At 61.8% G+C, this 16081-nt stretch carries 17 protein-coding genes; 11 read left to right on the top strand and 6 right to left on the bottom strand.

Annotated features, from left to right (window positions below; translation table 11 throughout):
* The first annotated feature begins 204 nt into the window (after nt 1-204).
* Both TUZN_RS11395 and TUZN_RS00180 read left to right on the top strand, forming a co-directional pair.
* Entirely contained in the window at nt 205-594 is a 390-nt protein-coding gene (locus TUZN_RS11395) for an AbrB/MazE/SpoVT family DNA-binding domain-containing protein (RefSeq protein ID WP_013678883.1), read from the top strand.
* Nucleotides 595-955: 361 nt separating this feature from the next.
* Entirely contained in the window at nt 956-1459 is a 504-nt protein-coding gene (locus tag TUZN_RS00180; RefSeq protein WP_013678882.1) for a PaREP1 family protein, read from the top strand.
* 118 nt (nt 1460-1577) lie between these two features.
* On the opposite strand, the gene TUZN_RS00175 is transcribed toward TUZN_RS00180, so the two are convergent.
* The gene (locus tag TUZN_RS00175) at nt 1578-1901 is read right to left on the bottom strand and encodes a nucleotidyltransferase domain-containing protein (protein WP_013678881.1); all 324 of its coding nucleotides are present in this window, start codon (nt 1899-1901) and stop codon (nt 1578-1580) included.
* Nucleotides 1889-2278: a HEPN domain-containing protein gene (locus TUZN_RS00170; RefSeq protein ID WP_013678880.1), complete on the bottom strand. Its 390-nt coding sequence runs from the start codon at nt 2276-2278 to the stop codon at nt 1889-1891. The genes TUZN_RS00175 and TUZN_RS00170 overlap by 13 nt, the downstream gene beginning before the upstream one ends.
* Nucleotides 2279-2602: 324 nt before the next feature.
* Between TUZN_RS00170 and TUZN_RS00165 the strand changes: the two genes are divergently transcribed.
* Nucleotides 2603-3199, top strand: coding sequence for a hypothetical protein (locus TUZN_RS00165; protein ID WP_013678879.1), 597 nt, complete (start codon nt 2603-2605; stop codon nt 3197-3199).
* 656 nt (nt 3200-3855) lie between these two features.
* Nucleotides 3856-5655: an APC family permease gene (locus TUZN_RS00160; RefSeq protein ID WP_013678878.1), complete on the top strand. Its 1800-nt coding sequence runs from the start codon at nt 3856-3858 to the stop codon at nt 5653-5655.
* A gap of 5 nt (nt 5656-5660) precedes the next feature.
* Here the strand turns inward: TUZN_RS00160 and TUZN_RS00155 are convergent, their stop codons facing one another.
* The 3 genes from TUZN_RS00155 to TUZN_RS00145 form a co-directional block, all read right to left on the bottom strand.
* Nucleotides 5661-6554 (bottom strand): MBL fold metallo-hydrolase, encoded by an 894-nt coding sequence (locus tag TUZN_RS00155; protein ID WP_013678877.1) that lies wholly within the window; start codon nt 6552-6554, stop codon nt 5661-5663.
* Between the two features lie 802 nt (nt 6555-7356).
* The gene (locus TUZN_RS00150; protein ID WP_013678876.1) at nt 7357-7908 is read right to left on the bottom strand and encodes a PaREP1 family protein; all 552 of its coding nucleotides are present in this window, start codon (nt 7906-7908) and stop codon (nt 7357-7359) included.
* An 81-nt stretch (nt 7909-7989) separates the two neighbouring features.
* Nucleotides 7990-9336, bottom strand: a complete 1347-nt coding sequence (locus TUZN_RS00145) for a lipopolysaccharide biosynthesis protein (RefSeq protein WP_013678875.1) — start codon at nt 9334-9336, stop codon at nt 7990-7992.
* A 26-nt stretch (nt 9337-9362) separates the two neighbouring features.
* Here TUZN_RS00145 and TUZN_RS00140 point away from each other — a divergent pair, with 26 nt between their 5' ends.
* Genes TUZN_RS00140 through TUZN_RS00110 form a run of 7 tightly spaced genes read left to right on the top strand, consistent with a single transcriptional unit; the run spans nt 9363 to nt 14907 of the window.
* Complete coding sequence (locus TUZN_RS00140) at nt 9363-9938, top strand: DUF1616 domain-containing protein (protein WP_052885970.1); 576 nt, start codon at nt 9363-9365, stop codon at nt 9936-9938.
* A complete protein-coding gene (locus TUZN_RS00135) occupies nt 9923-10600 on the top strand; it encodes a hypothetical protein (RefSeq protein WP_013678873.1) in 678 nt (225 codons plus the stop codon). Before TUZN_RS00140 ends, TUZN_RS00135 begins: the two co-directional genes overlap by 16 nt.
* Nucleotides 10597-10842: a hypothetical protein gene (locus TUZN_RS00130; RefSeq protein WP_013678872.1), complete on the top strand. Its 246-nt coding sequence runs from the start codon at nt 10597-10599 to the stop codon at nt 10840-10842. Before TUZN_RS00135 ends, TUZN_RS00130 begins: the two co-directional genes overlap by 4 nt.
* Entirely contained in the window at nt 10839-12224 is a 1386-nt protein-coding gene (locus tag TUZN_RS00125; RefSeq protein WP_013678871.1) for a DUF4129 domain-containing protein, read from the top strand. The genes TUZN_RS00130 and TUZN_RS00125 overlap by 4 nt, the downstream gene beginning before the upstream one ends.
* Complete coding sequence (locus TUZN_RS00120) at nt 12206-12862, top strand: hypothetical protein (RefSeq protein WP_013678870.1); 657 nt, start codon at nt 12206-12208, stop codon at nt 12860-12862. The genes TUZN_RS00125 and TUZN_RS00120 overlap by 19 nt, the downstream gene beginning before the upstream one ends.
* Nucleotides 12846-13769, top strand: coding sequence for an AAA family ATPase (locus tag TUZN_RS00115; RefSeq protein ID WP_013678869.1), 924 nt, complete (start codon nt 12846-12848; stop codon nt 13767-13769). Before TUZN_RS00120 ends, TUZN_RS00115 begins: the two co-directional genes overlap by 17 nt.
* Complete coding sequence (locus tag TUZN_RS00110) at nt 13720-14907, top strand: DUF58 domain-containing protein (protein WP_237698241.1); 1188 nt, start codon at nt 13720-13722, stop codon at nt 14905-14907. Before TUZN_RS00115 ends, TUZN_RS00110 begins: the two co-directional genes overlap by 50 nt.
* Nucleotides 14908-15254: 347 nt before the next feature.
* On the opposite strand, the gene TUZN_RS00105 is transcribed toward TUZN_RS00110, so the two are convergent.
* Entirely contained in the window at nt 15255-16043 is a 789-nt protein-coding gene (locus tag TUZN_RS00105) for a DUF1616 domain-containing protein (RefSeq protein ID WP_013678867.1), read from the bottom strand.
* Between the last annotated feature and the right edge of the window lie 38 nt (nt 16044-16081).

The following is a 16081-nucleotide window of genomic DNA, read 5'->3' as shown; positions in this document are numbered from 1 at the left end:
CTTAGCGGAGAAAAGAGGAGGCCTAGAGTAGCATAACCCCCAGCAAGAACGGCGACGTGCAGATGTCTGAATTTCTAATGGATCCGTGCCGATGCGCCGTACTGCGGTCGTTGGGAATTGCGGATATCTGCAGAATAAAATGCCGCCGGCTTCGACGTCTGGGAATTTTATAATTGGGTTATTCTGATATGTACGAGAGTTGTAATGGTGTCTAAGAAAAACACTGTGTATATTCCTAAAGAGATAGCTGACGCGCTGGGCATTGGGGAGGGGTCTCTGCTGGAGCTCCGGGTGGAGGGAGGCACGCTGGTGGCCGTGCCGATCTCCAGCCCGCTTAGGCTGGCCCTCGAGGGGTCTAAGTTCGCCAAGACTACCGTGGACGAGTTCGAGAGGGAGGGCGAGGAGAAGCAGGGGTGGAGAGGGTACTTCTCGACACCCCGTTTATCTTGCCCATATTGGGGTCGAGATGGAGGGGCGGCGCCGGCGCTGAAAAGGCTTAATCCGCTGTCGAGAAGAGGCGAGGTGAAGCTCTATTGCTCGGACTGTAGGCTTTGTGGAAGATCGCAAAGACCAATTTCGATATTAAGAGAGTAGATATGGGGGCTTAGGAGCATCGAGCTGGGCCTCCGGAGGGCCTACGCAGACCGCCACGTCTTTCTCAAAGCGTTAGAGCCCAGGCGAAGGGGCATCGCGACGTTGTAGACCTGATTCTCTACGCAACCGCCGTGAGGGGCGGCCACCTCTTCCTAGCCGTTGGGTCTATATCTGCTATGACAGCCTTTGCGGCGGCCTGCTCATGAGGTTCGCCGATTTTGACGGGCTTGTAGATCACCTAGGCGGCGCCTCTGGCGGTCGGGGACGGCGGCGCCCGCGGCGGTGGCAGTATTTTGTTCGGCGCAGTGCCGAGCGTCGCTACCCGCTTGGAGTAGCCAAGTTTTAAAACTGTGGCGTGATTATGAACGTGGGGGCTCCCGTCGATCTGCTTAAGGAGGCGGAGAGGCGGGGGGTAGATTTAGTGGATCTGCTGTCTAGGGCGCTGGAGCTGGATCCCCCTAGGCGCGCTTCTGCGCATTTTGAGCTTGCTGTTAAATATCTGGAGGAGGGGAGGGGGCTAGTCGATAAGGATCCGGTGCAGGCCAGCGAGAAGCTGTACAAGGCGGCCGAAGAGGCGGTGAAGGCGCTGGCCGTCGCCCTGGGACTTGACGAGGCGGAGAAGGCTGGGGAGATGGGCAGGTGGACGGCTACCCTCCTCTTCTCTGCCGTAGACAAGATCGCGGAGAAGAGGGGGAGGGAGTTTAAGCTTTGGTGGAAAAGCGCGTGGTTTCTCCACGTGGAGGGTTTCCACGAGGCTAGGCTCACGGTGGCGCAGGTTAGGGACGAGGTGGAGTACGTAGAGAAGATAGTGGAGGCCGCGGCTGAGGCAGTGGAGGGCAAACCGCCGCGGGGGCAGAGCGCCTAGGCCGGGTCAGCGGACTGAGGCGGCGGAGAGGCGGAAAACAGCTCCGCACAAGCCCATAAGCCAAGCGGCGGCTTTAGCCGCGGCTTGGTGCCGTGCTCGTCGGAGGCCGCGGTCTGCTTCAGCAGAGCCTGACGGCGTCTCTTAGGAACCAGATGTAGGGCGGCTTTTCTCTGTCCTTGACGTAGGCCACCTTTATGTCGAGGAGGTAGGCCAGCTCTCCGAGGACTGCCTCGGCCTCCGCCAGAACCTCGGCCTTAACGTCTAGGGGATCCCCCTCCTCTACGAATAGAAGAATGTCTAAATCGCTGGAGCCCGTGACTCTCCCAGCCACGGCCGAGCCGAAGACGTAGCACTCGACGCCGTACTTCCTAAGCGTCGGCAGTATCGCCTCTGCGATTTCTCTCCACCGCCTTAGGGCCTCGATCCGCCTCAACGGCTCCATAGCCTCTTTACGAGGTCCACAACCGCCTCGGCGGTCTTCACTGCTATCTCGGCCCTTTCTCGGTCGACGCCCGGCACGCCGTACTGCCCAAGGCTCCGGGCGTCTTCAAGTATTATTAGCTCCCGCCGGTATTGAGCCGCGAAGTCTGCCGCCTCGCCGCCTAGATATTTAGCGACTACGCCGAGAAGCGTCCTTACGGCGTGAGTTCTAGGGGGCTCTACCCCAAGCTTGATCAATAAAGCCTTGACCGACAGCTGGGCGGCGATCTCGGCGCTTACAGCCGCGGCGTTGTACAGACCTTCGCCGAGCAGCGTGCGGGCCGCCTTTAGGTACTCCTCGGCCCTCTTTAAATATTCCTCTGCCACCTCAAGACTCATATCCAACGCACTGCCGCGCTATATAAGAGTAAATCCACCCTCCTCTGCCCGCCGCGGTGTAGAGTCTGACGGATATCCCGTCTGCACGAGTTGGACCACCGAGCCGTAAGGCAGGCCAAGTTCGGCTAGAGACTTGGAACGCTACGCCGAATAGGTCTAAAGAGATAACACGCGGCCGCCGCATGAACGTGCTCCACATAGCGGCCTCCTACTCCCGCAAAGGAGCGGGGCACCGGCTCCCGGCGCCCCTCGCACCTCCGCGTAAGTTAAGCAGAAGTGGCCTCCCAGCGGCTGTAATTTTAAAATCCACACCCGCCTGTACACGTGTCTATCGATCTCAAGACGCTTGAGGAGGTTGTGGAGAGAGCCGTTAGGAAGGCCCTCGCGGAGGCCCGTAGCGAGGAGATGAAGGCAGTCGCCGAGGCTTTAAAGGCGCTGGCAGACTACACCAAGGCCGGATTTACACAAGTCACTGCAGAACTTGGAGAGTTGAAAACTCAAGTCGCCGACTTGAAGACGAGGGTATCTGCATTAGAGACACATACAGCTAGTTTAGAAAAACGCGTATCTAATCTTGAGGATAGTGTGGGCTCACTAACTGAGGCAACTCTCTCCCGCTACGTGTGGGAAGATCTTAGAGAGGAGGTTAAGGCCAGAGGGGAGGTCGTGTTGGCGAGGAGGCGGAACGCCCGCGTGGACGGCCTAGACGTCGATCTTCTTGTGGAGACGGATAAGTCTGTCTACGTGGTGGAGGTTAAGACAAGGCCGAGGAGGAGGGATGTAGACGCCGTGGCTAGGAAGGCGGAGGCCGCCCGGGGGGCCTACGGCAAGCCGGCAGTGGCTATCCTCGCCGGCGTGAGGATAGGAGACGACGTAGAGAAATACGCAAAGGGAAAAGGAGTGCTCGTGTATAGGTACTAGCGTGCGGCGGCTTACAGAGAGCGCGACGACGCCGTCGATCTAGCCTGAACCTCTCCGATACCCGATATCTTGGCCTCTAGAGGCTGGGCAAATCTCCCTAAGTCCCTAGCATCTGAGACACGAAGGAGCCGAGGACAACACGCGACTAAGGATCTAAGAGGTTGATATCCGAGAGGAGCGTCCCACAGCCCCCGCCGTCGGCGCCGATTTCGCCGGCAACGTCGGGCGGGTTGCCCCGTCCGACGCCGCCGGTTTATCCCCGCGTCGCCCCCGCGATTGGGCCGCGGAGGCTTAGGCCGAGGGCGGTCGAGGGCTGTGGGACGAACCCTATCTCTTCCCATATTTAAAACAGTAGTTCTGTATTACCTATATCATACACAAAGAATCCGACGGAAATCATGGAAATATAGTGCGAGAATTTCTATTTCCTCTATTCTCTATATTTATCGAGATCTCGCATGCCTTCCCGCGTCTGGCACGTTTTATACGGGCGAGGCGTCGGGATGCCGCGATCTGCCTCGCCGGAAGCGCTACGTCGGCGATCAGCGACGTGCAATATCGTCAGACATCGGCTCGCGGAGGGTCATCACCCCGCGTAATGTAATACTCTTATATTACCAACAATATTTATAATTATCCTCTTCTGAATTCTTCTTATGTCGAAAGAAGAGCAGGTCAAACTGCGTAGGTCCCTCACGATGTTGGACTACTTTATGCTTTCGCTGACCGGCATGGTGGGCTCCGGCTGGCTGTTCGCGGCGCTCGGCGCTGCGGGATACATGGGGCCTGCCGCAATACTGTCGTGGATAATCGCCGGCATTATGTTCATATTCATGGTCTTTTCCTTCGCAGAGCTCGGAGGCGTCTTCCCGTTCAGCGGAGCCCTCGCCCGCTACAACCACTACACGCACGGCATATTGAGCAACTACCTCCTGGCCTGGGCCTACACGCTGGGCGCCATAACGACTCTCTCCGTCGAGGCCATAGCCATAGTCGAGTACGCCAGCTACTACGCTCCCCAGCTCTGGAACTCCGACCTAGGCATTTTGACGCCGCTGGGCGTCGCCGCCGCCGTCGCGCTCCTCCTCCTGTTCTTCTTCATACAGGTGGTAGGCGTCCACATATACGGATGGTTCAACCGCTTCATAACCGCCTGGAAGCTCATAGTGCCTCTAACCACCGTGGTGCTCCTCATAGCGCTCTACTTCCACCCCGACTACGTCGTGGGCAATCTGCCCGGCGGATTCGCGCCCTACGGCTACGAGGCCCTCTTCTCCGGCATGATACTGTCCGGCATAGTCTGGGCCTACCAAGGCTTTAGGCAAGGCCTCGAATACGCCGGCGAGGGCAAGAACCCGCAGAGGGACGTCCCGCTGGGCGTCATAGCGGCTATATTAGTCACCATGGCCCTCTACGTACTGCTCCAGATAGCCTTCATAGGGGCCGTCAACTGGCAGGCAGCCGGCGTCAATCCCGGCGACTGGAAAAGCCTCGCCCAATCGGACTGGTCGGCCCATCCGTTCGTCAGCGAGGCCATGGCGACGGGCATACCGATATTGGCCGGCCTGGCGTTGTTGTTGCTCAGCGACGCCGTGATCTCGCCCGCCGGCACGCTGGCGGTCTACGTGGGCACGGCCGGCAGGAACCTATACGGCATGGCCAGGATGGGCTACATACCCTCCGCCTTCTCCAAGATACACAGCGAGTTCAGGACGCCTTGGGTAGCCCTCCTAGCGGCCAGCGTCATAGCCATGGTGTTCCTCGTCCCCCACCCCGAGTGGTACGCCGTCATGTCCTACTCGGTCATAGTGACCCTCTACGGCTACCTTATGGGCGGCTTGACCAACCACGCCTTGAGGCGGCTGGCGCCCGACCTCAAGAGGCCGTTCAACCCGCCTGCCTGGCAGATCTTCTACCCGCTGAGCTTTCTGGTGTCGTCCCTCTTGATATACTGGTCGTCTTGGCCCTACGTCGACGCCGCCATAGTCAGCATGTTGATAGGGTTGCCGCTCCTGCTCCTGGGCCCCTACAAGGAGGCCATGAGGATGTCTAAGGGCGAGACCACGGCCTTCTCGATAGCGTATTGGGCCCTGCTCGCGGTGGTCGTCGCGGCTTGGCACCTCGGCTGGCTCTCCGGCATGGGCCCGATCGCGTCGTTTATCGTCTACTGGCTGGCCCTAGCCGCCCTGCAGATAGCCGCCTTCGCCTATCTCTGGTCCAAGTCGAGGCACCCCGACGTCAAGGCGGCCAGCTGGATACCCATGTTCAACATAGCGCTTGCGGCCGTCTCCTACTTCGGCTCCCTCGGCGGACTCTCCAGCCCCGCAATACCCTACCCCTGGGACTCTCTGGTCTGGGCCGCCATAACGCTCGTGATCTACTACTACGGAGTCAGCGTGGCCTACGAGACGCCCGACCTCAAGGAGGTGAGGACGAGGGGCCTCCCCGTCGAGTGAAAAACCTACCCCTTTTTGAAATAGTTCAAGATCCCCTCTACGGCCATCCGGAATAGGTGGTAGTGGGCTCTCCTGGCCTTAAGCCCCTCGTAGGCCCTCCTCAAGCCTTGGTCCCTCTCGGCCAGAATCGCCTCGAGCTCCCCGGCGTCCAGCCCCTCCCTCGCCGCCTCCTCCGCGCTCCTGCTCCACACCTCCAGCTGGGACAAGTGGCGCTCCAGCATAGAGACGGCGCCGGGGAGGAGGTCGTAGTGGGTGTAGGCGATGTACCTCGGCCCCCTCCGGATAAGCTTCTTGACGCTGTCTATGTACAGGTCGAGCCTCAGAGGCTCCATGGTGGTGGGGATCACGTAGTCGAGATCTCTCAGATATATCCCGGCGGCGTCCCCCACGAACAGAACGCCCCAGGGCTCGACCAGGAAGGACTGGTGGTGGCTGGCGTGGCCCGGCGTGTGTATCACCTCGACCGACACGTCGCCCACCGCTATCCTGTCGCCGTCCTTGGTCTCCACCGACCTATCCGCCGGGATCTCTAGAGGGCGGCCGTAGAGCTCCCCCAGCCAGCCCATGGCCGCCCGGGCCGGAGCCCATATTATGTCTGGGTTCGGCAGGACCTTGGCGCCTCTGGGGTGTACGTAGAAGCGGGTCCCCCCGCCCAGCCCAGCCACGGCGCCTGCCCCCCCGTAGTGGTCGATGTGGACGTGAGTCAGAAAGACGGCCTCGACAGGCTTCCCGAAGGAGCGGAGCGCCGAGACCAGGTCGGAGGCAGACACGGCGGGTCCACCCTCGAACACGGCGAGGGATCTCCCCCCGTCGGCGACGTAGACCGACACGAGGTCCGAGAAGCCGCCCGGCTCCAGATCCACGCGGCGCAGACCGTCCAGCACCTCCACGACCTTCATAGTATTATGATACTACTCAGTAATAACATTTCCCTCCATAGGCGACGTCTGCGCCCAGCCTGTTTCTCAACCACATGGAGCTGGCCAGACATCGGCGGGGAGCCGGCCGCGTAGGGACCACCCTTCCGTCAAGGAGGCGCTTGCCTTCGACAAAGCGATGGGCGCATCTGTCTGAGCTCTCCGCCATGCGACGGGCGCCAGATACAGCAAACATGGCTTGAGGTTGCCACCAAGAGGTCGCCCCAGCCGGAAGGCCGGGGCCAGCCCAACGCGGGCGCCACGCCGGCCAGCGCCGCGGCGAAGCTCAAGGCCGAGGAGAAGGCAAGAACGGGCAGGGGAGGGAGCTTAAAGGCGGCGAGGGCGATCTTGAGCGCGGCGCCTGCGGCTATCTGAGTCTCGACGGGGCTGAGGAGCGTATGGGGAGGCTGAGATAGCCGTCGGCGAGCTGACGCACCTCCTCGACATAAAGGTGGCCTACGTCAAGGACAGAGAAAAGCCGCCCTAAATCTGGTTCCTAAAAAACGCGGCGGCCGTCGAAGGCTAGACACGCCGACGCCTGCGTAGCCCCGCGCAGAGGCGAAGCCCTCACGACCTCACGGTATTCCGGCACCACGGCGACTGCCTACAATGCCCCGCCCGCCTCCGACGCCGGTTCCCCCGAGCCCCGCCTCTAGATCAGTCGCCTCGCTCCTCAGGTCCTAGGTCAAGCAGGCCCTCCGTAACGTCTTCATTACGCAGACGCTTGATAGCTCCAGCTCGACCATCGTCGACGCAGAGGCGGGCAACGTCCGGGTCGGTATAGCTATTGGGCCGCGCCCCTCAGACTCTCCAGCGCCTTCTCTAGCTCTTCGCCCCATTTGACTCGGGGCTTGAGGAACTCGGCGTATTTGGCTACTCCCTGCACGAGCTTGGCCACGTCGTAGGCCGCCTCCTCACTACTCCTATATTTCGACCACGCCATGTCTGGATCCGGCCCGTGGTACTGGTAGTCGTGTAGCTCAAGCGCCATGGCCGTCCACAGAGAGATATCCGAATAGCCTATCTGCTCCAGCATCTGGGAGAGAGTTTTCATCCTCCCGGTGGGTAGTCGGGGCACCGCCGTAGACTCAAGCCAACGCCTCTCGTCCTCGGTCTTGGCGAGAGATTTCAACTTGTCCAACTCAAGCCTTAGCAAGGCGGCCATAAGCGCCCTCCACGCCTGGAAGGCCTTCCCCGCGGCGTTCCTCACAAGGCCCTCTCTCAGAAATCTCAAAGCCAGCCCGGCCTCCACGAGGGCCTCCAGGAGGCGGGCAGAGACGTAGCTCTCGCTTGAGGGTTTCGGCAACGGAGCCTCCAATGCCCTAACCTGCTCCACGCCCTAGACGGCGAATCCGTTTATATCCATTTCGCCGATCTGCGTAGGATCGCGGTATGTGCAGAGCTACGGCAGAGGGTTTTAATCTAGTATATCTAGTAGTTTAGAGGCTAAGGGGGCCGCCTTCGCGTAGATAGGATCTGGCAACACCTGTCTTGCCATTTCCGCTACCTCGGCCCGGGTGACGATACGGAGCTTAAGCGCCGCGGCGTAACTCAGGACGGCTCCGGCGACGGCAGGGGCTATGCCAAGCGCCGCCATGGCGGCTGGCACCGCTGTCACGGCAATTTTTGGAGAAATGCGGGAGATAGACATGGCGACTCTTCTCTGCATCGCGGCATAATAAGCAAGAGCCACGATGGTGCCGGCAAGGAAGGAGGCCGCTGCGCCTTCGGCCGACGCGCCGTATAGCAGGTATAAGATTATCCTTGTTACGTTGGTAGCGAGCCCCCCTGCTAAAGACGTCGTGTAGGCTCCCTGGGCGTAAGTTAAGCTACTCAGAACGCTTGCGGGGAGCGAGAGGATGTTCGCCACTGTGTAGATGACGAGGGCTGGGTAGGCTTGGACGTAGTGCGCGCCCAGGAGCTCTAGGAAGTGGCGCCCGCCGAAGATCAAAACTGCGGCTAGCGGAAGGGAGACGACTAGAGAGAGCCTCGCCGCATTCTCGGCGCCCGCCTCTCTCCTCTCTGTTGAAGAGAGGTAAGGCAACAACACGCCTGTGATTATCGTGGCCGGCCCCACTGCTGCGTTTGCCAGCACCTGGGCGATGTACACATACCCCGCCGTCTCGGGGTTGGCGAGGTTGTAGGCCGCCACAACGCCGAGGTTTGTGCCTAGCACGGACACGACGCCAGGGAGCCAGACGGCGGCGCCGGCCTTGACGAGCTCCCTTATCTTGGTAAGCGAGGGAGAAGCCCGGCTGGCCGCGGCGCCCAGCACAGTCAGTATGGCGCCGGGTATGGCGTAGGTCGTCGCGAGGGCGTCCGGGCCATAGTGAGCGAGGAGGGGGACGAGGGCCACCCTCGCCGCCTGTCCCGCCAGCGTAGCGATGAATATGGGGAAGGTGTCCAGCCTCGACTGGAAGTAGGCTCCGTAGTAGGTGGATAACGTCCCCACTACGGTCAGAAGTGCTAGGGAAGGCCTCCACAAAGCCGTTAATGCCGCCGCGGCGGCGCCGATTAGGGACAGCGCAAGCGAGCCTGACACATACGTGGAGTCGCGGGTGGCTGGATACAGCCTGGCGAGCGCCGTGGGCACGCCCAGCCCGAGTACGAAGGCTAGTATTGAGGCAACGGCCACTAGATACGCCACATCCCCCAAGACGTCTGCCTTGACTGTGGCGGCGGCGACAAACCAGAAGAGGTAGCCCCCAAGTTGCGCGACGAGATTAGAGGCGTATAGCCACATCCCCGCTCTATATACGGCCACGGAGAGGCAAGTTTTATATTTTTAATATGTCTTGCGCCGTTGTGGACGTTTTACAGTTGGTAAAGCAGTGCTCCACTGTCGAGGAGGCTGTGGAGGAGGTGGCCAGGAGGACGGGCAAGTCTAGATACGAGGCGGCGTATGAACTCATGTTGCAGGTAAAGGCCGGGAGGCTGGCGGTGGAGTCGGGGGCCGACAACTTCCTCGCATACATCCTGGGGCCCGGGGGGGCGTGGCTTTGGCTAATAACGGCGACCACCGCCGCCGCGGTGGCCCTGGTGTTCCTAGCTCAGAGCCCGCCGCTGATCTACCTGCGGTATATTTTAGGCGCCTTCTTCGTGCTGTTTCTGCCGGGATACTCGCTGGTGGAGGCCCTATACCCGCGAGGCGACGAGCTGTCCCCGCTGGAACGGCTAGCCCTATCCATAGGCTTAAGCCTCGCCGTGGTCCCGCTCATAGGCCTCTTGCTGAACTATACGCCGTTCGGCATAAGGCTCGGCCCCATCGCCGCCTCCTTAGCGGCGTTCACTACCGCGGTCGTGCTCTACGCGACCTACAGGAAATACCGCATCGAGTCGCTCGGATCGACATGCAGAGCGACCTAGGCCCCTCGTTAATAGTCCTGGGCATTGCGATATCTCTACTGGGGATACTCCAGCCCAACCTCGCCCCGTTGCTGGCCCTCGGCCTCGCCTCGCTGTCCGCAGGCCTCCTCGCCACCTGGGAGCCGGCCGCGCGGGAGAGGATAATAGCCAAGCTGGGAGAGGCCGGGTGGGAGAACACGTCGGCTTTGATACAGGCAGCGGGGCTACCGCCCAAGGCCTACTACTTGCCGTCGTCGGCGGCCGGCAGGCCTGTGGCCGTCGTCGCGCGTTCCCAGCCGAGAGAGATCCCGCAGAGGGCCCTCGCCTTCACTGCCGAGGGGGGCCCGGCCCTGGTCTTGTCCACGCCGGGCACCAAGGCGCTCGAGATCTGCGGGGTCGGCCTCCCGAGGGATCTAGGCGAGGCGTTGAGGGCTTGCGCGGTCAACGCCCTGGGGCTGGCCCGCTCCGTGGAGGTTGCCGAGCGGGGAGACGGCAACATTGCCGTTGAGTTCGGAGGAGTCGCCGCGCCTGATCTATACGGAAGGCTTCTGGTTAGACCTGCCATAGGCAGCGTCTTGGCCTCCATCGCCGCGGCGATCGCGGCCGAGGTGCTCGGGCGCGCGGTGGAGATAGTCGAGGAGCGTGCCGAGGGCAGAGGAAGGCTGTTGGTAGTATTGCGATGAAGGCTCCCTACATCGCGCTGGTGATCCTTTCGGGCATCGTCGCGGCGTTCTTCATATACCTCGGTGTGGACGGCATAGACGTGGTCGTCTCCATATTCGCGCTTATCTACTGGGCTGTGGCGCCCTTCGTAAGGCCTCTCCCCAAGCCGCTGGGGATAGTCCACACAGCTATAGGCCTCGCCCTCCTCGCGGCCTTTGCATACTTTGCCGCGCTGAGGATAATAGCCATTTTGGGCATATGAGGAGGCTCGCGCTGGCCCTGTCGACGGCCGTAGTCCTCCTGCTACTCGCCCTCCATAAACCATTGGGGCCCGTGCTCTCCGCGCCGCAAAGCCTCCAGCAACTGGCTGAATTAGTCAAATCGAACCCCGATTTGCTCTCAGAGGCCTTGAGATTTATCTCAGAGCTCCACCTCAATGTGACGCTACCGACGGCGGCGGGGCCCCGGACCACCTCCATAACACTGACGCTCAACGCGTCGCAGGCCGTGGCGGGCAGTTATCTAGAGGCATCTGGCGCGCTCACCTCCGGGGGACGGCCTCTGGGAGGTCAGCCAGTGGTCATATATGTCGACGGCGTCGCGACCGCGCTAGCGGTCACCGGCCCCGACGGGAAATACTTGGCAATCTTCAAGCTGGCGGCGTATAAGTCTACGGTCAACGTGACGGCAGCCTACCTGCCGCAACCCGGCTCTGCCTACGGGCCGTCGACAGCCTCGGTGCAACTGCCAGTGATATACAACGCCACCGAGCTAGTCATCGAGGCGCCGCGCGAAGTCCTCTGGGGCGCCCCCCTCAACATAACGATATACCAATCCCCGCCCGTGCCGAGAAGCGTGATTCTCAGCATCTCAAACGGGACGTGGAAGGTGGTGCTGACCCGCCACATAGTCTACGCCGCCACGTTCGACGTGCCCACATCGGTGCTCACGCCGGGCAACTACACAGTGATCGCCCGCGCGGAAGGCGCCGGCGCCTATGCCCCAGCCACCGCCAGCATAGTCGTCAGAATAGTTGCCGAGTTGCCCAAGATAGACATATCGGCCCCGCCCATAGCGGTGGCGGGAGCCCCCCTAGAGGTGGCGCTGTCGGTACAGCCGAGGTTAAACGCGTCCTTGTCCATAGACGGGCGGCCGTACGCCGGCGCCATCCCCCTCGAAGTCCCCACAGGATTCGTCGCCGTATCCGTTACCACGCCTCCGTCCCCGCCCTATTGGGCCTCGTCGGCCAGCGTCGAGGTGTTCGTGTTGAACCCGCTCCAAATATCGGCCGCAATTGCCGTGGTACTTCTGGCCGTCAAGATGGCGAGCCGCCTACCCCGTAGATCCGGCGTGGCGGCCGCCACCGTCGAGATGGCCGCGGCTCCGCAGAGGACCTTCGCTACGGAGGCGGGAGAGGCTCTGGAAATGCTCGCCAAGGCCTTCTTCAAGCTGGGCGAGAGGTCAGGCGTTAGGTACAAAAGGACCATGACCTACAGGGAATATGCCAAGGCCGTGGAGCGCCATGCGGCCGACAGAGACTGCCTCTGGCGCCTGGTACGACTCGCGGAGAGAGCTGTCTATTCCCCTAATCCACTTGACCGCGCCGAGATAGAGGCGGCGAGGCCATGTATAGAGCGGCTATAATAGCGCTGGCCCTTGTTGCGGCCGTGCTCTACCTGACCCCCTCAACCACACCATTCAGCCCCTACAACTCCGGCCCCTACGGCCTCTCCCAATTTGCCCACATGTGCCGGACCTCGCCAACGGCCGACGTGGTGGTGCTCGCCCCAGGAGCCTCGGCAGAGGGCCTCAACATCACCGCCTCCACAGCCGAGATCGTCGACCCCCTGGCCAATCTAGGAAGCCCCTACATCCCCGCCGCCTACGCCGCGCCGACCAACGGCTCGGCCTATTCCGGCCCCGTCGCCGCCCCCAACGCAACCCCGCTTCTGGGCAAAGGCACGCCGTTGATACTTACAAGCCCCACAAGCTTCGCCGACGGAGACCGCGGCCCGTTCGCGCTGGCTTTGGCCGTCAAGGCCGACAACAAGACCCTATACGTCTACAACGCGGCCCTATTCACAAACCTTGCGTTGAGGTGGAATATGGGCCTGGCCAAGGCCATTTGCACAAGGCCGGTGAGAATAGTGGTGCCTTACGGCGACCCCTCCCACTATGTCCACGAGATCTTGGAGGTCGCCGCTCCGTGGACCGCCCCGGCCCTCCTCACAACAATAGCTTTATATCTGATATACAGACACCGCCATGGCCTTGGCGCCTAGAGAGCTTATAAGGGCAGTCGCGCAGTACTTCCTAGGAGACGCCGAGACCGTCGAGATAGCCCTTGCGACCTTGATCTCAGGAGGCCACCTACTCCTCTTGGGGCCGGTGGGTAGCGGCAAGACCATACTCGCAAAGGCCTTGGCTAGAGCTATCGGCGGCACCTTCGCAAGGATCCAGATGACCAACGAGACTCTGCCCTCCGATATATTGGGATACGGAGTATACGCCGGAGGCGAGATACGCATAGTCAAAGGCCCAATATTCAACAACATCGTTCTCATAGACGAGATAAACAGAGGCCCGCCGCGCACCCTCTCGGCCTTAATAGAGCCGATGCAGGAGAAGCAGGTCACCATAGAGGGCAACACCTTCAAGCTACCCACCCCCCATATGATAATAGCCACCATGAATATAACGGAAGTCGCGGCGGGCGCCACGGCCCCGCTACCGATGGCCGTCCAAGACAGGTTCACAGCATCCCTCCACATCGGCTACGTCGAACCTGCGAGGGAGGCCGAGGTGGTGGTCCTTTCCGACATGCTGGACCAGCTAGACGGTAGGCCGACGGCGGCCAACCCGCCGAGGTTTGACACAGGGAAGATATACGTGGCGCAGGAAATCGTCGCGTACATAATAGAGCTAGTGGAGAGGATACGCAGAGACGAACGCGTCGCAAGCCCGCTCTCCACGAGGGCGCCCATAGCCGTCTACAGGCTGGCGAGGGCGCTCGCGCTCTTAGACGGCAGAAGCTACGTGGTGCCCGACGACGTGAAGAAGGCCGCCAAGCCCGCCTTAGTCCACAGAATATACCTCAAGCCCCAGTACGACGACGTAGATCCCTCCATCATCGTCGAGGATGCCCTCCGCGAGGTGGAGCCCCCCGTATATATACGAGGCGACGCGTAGGGCGGCGCCCCTCCTCTACTTCGCCGTCGCCTGGCCCCACTTAGTGCCGGCGGCGGCCTCGCTGGCCCTGCTAGCTCTGGAAAACACCGCGCTGAGAAGGCTACACACAGCCTCCCTGTTCCTCCACCTCGCCGTGATATCCCTCCTCCCCTGGCCTTGGTCAATCGCCCTCGCGGCGGCCGCCGTCCCCCTACTCCACGAGGCCAAAAAACGCGACAACCCGCTCCCCTGGTACGTCCACGTCTCGGCCCTAATAGTGGGGACTCTAGTCGCCCCAGCCCTCGCGCCCGTTCTGCTGTACTCGGCAGGCGAGGCCCTCTATTACTACGTCAAGTTCGCCCGCGACAAGCCCGTGGTCGAGGCCGGAGGGAGGCTCAAGACAGTGGCAGGCACCCCGTTGACGTACAAGCTCAAGATAAGGAGCGGGGCGCCGGCCGTAGTCGAGCTACCTGACGGCAGGTTAGTGCAGGTGTCGGGGGAAGTGTCGGTAGATGTCAAGGCCAAATTCGACGTAGCCGGCGTCTACACTCCCCAGCTCGCCTTCGCCTACATAAGCCCCACCAAGACCGTCAAGCTAAAGAGGCGCGTGAGGCATCCCCCCATATTGGTCTATCCACGAGCCCGCGCGGCCGTCGAGGCCGGCAAAATGGCGCTGGCCGGCTCCCTGGAGCAAGTGGCAGAAGTTAGGGATTACGCGCCCGGCGATCCGCTACGCCTTCTACACTGGAAGAAGATGGCGAAGATCCTCAAGCCCGTCGTGAAACGGCTGGAGGGCAGAGCCGGATCCGAGCTGAGGATAGCCGCCGTCCTCTACGCCACTAGCCCCAAGGCCTCCGACAGAGTACTCGAGGCGCTCGCGTCGGCCGTCGCGGCGGCGCTCACCAAGGCCGAGCGCGTGGAGGTGCAGTACATCACGCTGAGAGGCGCCGGCTCGCTGTCGGTGGACAGGCGGAGCTACGCGGAGGCCATGGAGGACCTCGTATCGAGGGCCGAGGCCCTAAATGTCGAGGCGCGCGAGGCCCGCGACTACGCCGGCATACTCCCCAGACAAGCCCTGCCGCAAGCCGACGTGATCGTAGGCGAGAGGGCGTTGGCGGCCCCCTTATGCAGGCAGGACGCCTCCTGCGTACTCGTCTAGCCCCCACGATCTCGGCAATCCAGGACAGCTCTGGGCCGATCGGCGTGGGGCCGCGGAGGACCTCGCCCGCATTAGTAGGCGGCGTCAGTACTAGATTGCGATATATGCGTCGTCTGCAGAGCCTCGTCCAAACCGGTCCGCGGCCTCCACACGAGATAATTCAGGTACTGGCCGGTCGTCGCCGGGTTGTATACGCAGGCGCGTGGAGCGCCAAGGCCGAGCTGACGGCGCGAAAGCTGTAGCCCTTAAGAATCGGAGGTCCGGCGTTTCCTGTCGACCCGTTCAAGCAGAAAACGAGGCCGCTTTTAACTGCACAGGTCGGCGGCCTTTCTCCAGTCTTCAGCGCGCTACTTGGGTGTCCCGGTCACGTTAAGCCAGAGTTGCACGTACTGGCCCGTATAGGCCGTAGTGCCGTTCGGGTAAACCTCCCAAAGCTCCGCCACCAGCCTCCAACGCCCCGTGTAGTTGAACGAGATCGTCAGCGGAGCCGTCCAGTTCTGCCCCTCCAGGAGAAGGCGCTGGATAGTCAACACCGGAGTGTTTGGAAGAGGGGGAAGGGCCGTGCCGTTGTCCACCTTCACCTCCACCACGTACCAGACAGGCCGCCCCATGTGGTTGTAGAGGAAGATGTAGAGGCGGACCGGCTGGCCCGCCGAAACGTTCGAGGGATAGCCGCCGATCTTCCCCCCAGGCCCCAGAAGGCCTATGGCGGAGAAGGGCTCGGCGACGGCAGGCCTCAGCTCCAACGCCGCGATGAACGCCAGCAAGACGACCGCCACCGCGACGACGACAGCCGCCACCTCCTCGTCGAACAAGAGAGTCCTGGCCTTCCCCGAGCCGGGCCTCAGAAACCCCCGACGCCAGACGGCCAGCCAGATCCAGCCCACTATGGTCCTCCTATACCTGTAGAGGAGGAAAGCCAGAACCCCGGCGGCTACCAGAGCCGCCGCCAGCACGGCGAGCGATACCGCGCGGGCCTGCTCCGCCTCGGCAGTCAGCCTGGCCGCCAAGACTCCGAAGTCAGGTCCCAGCCGGCCCCCGGCCAACGCCTCGTTGAACATGTCGGCAAGCCCCGTCACGTTGGCGCCCGCCTCGGCCGCCTGGATCAAGAGGCGGTATGCCTCGAGGAGATCCATGGAGGAAACGGCCCCCTTAAATATACTACTAAGTAAAG

Source organism: Thermoproteus uzoniensis 768-20 (assembly GCF_000193375.1).
Taxonomy (GTDB): Archaea; Thermoproteota; Thermoprotei; order Thermoproteales; family Thermoproteaceae; genus Thermoproteus; species Thermoproteus uzoniensis_A.
The sequence above is the reverse complement of the archived record's forward strand: the minus strand, read 5'-3'. Positions and strand labels throughout refer to the sequence as shown.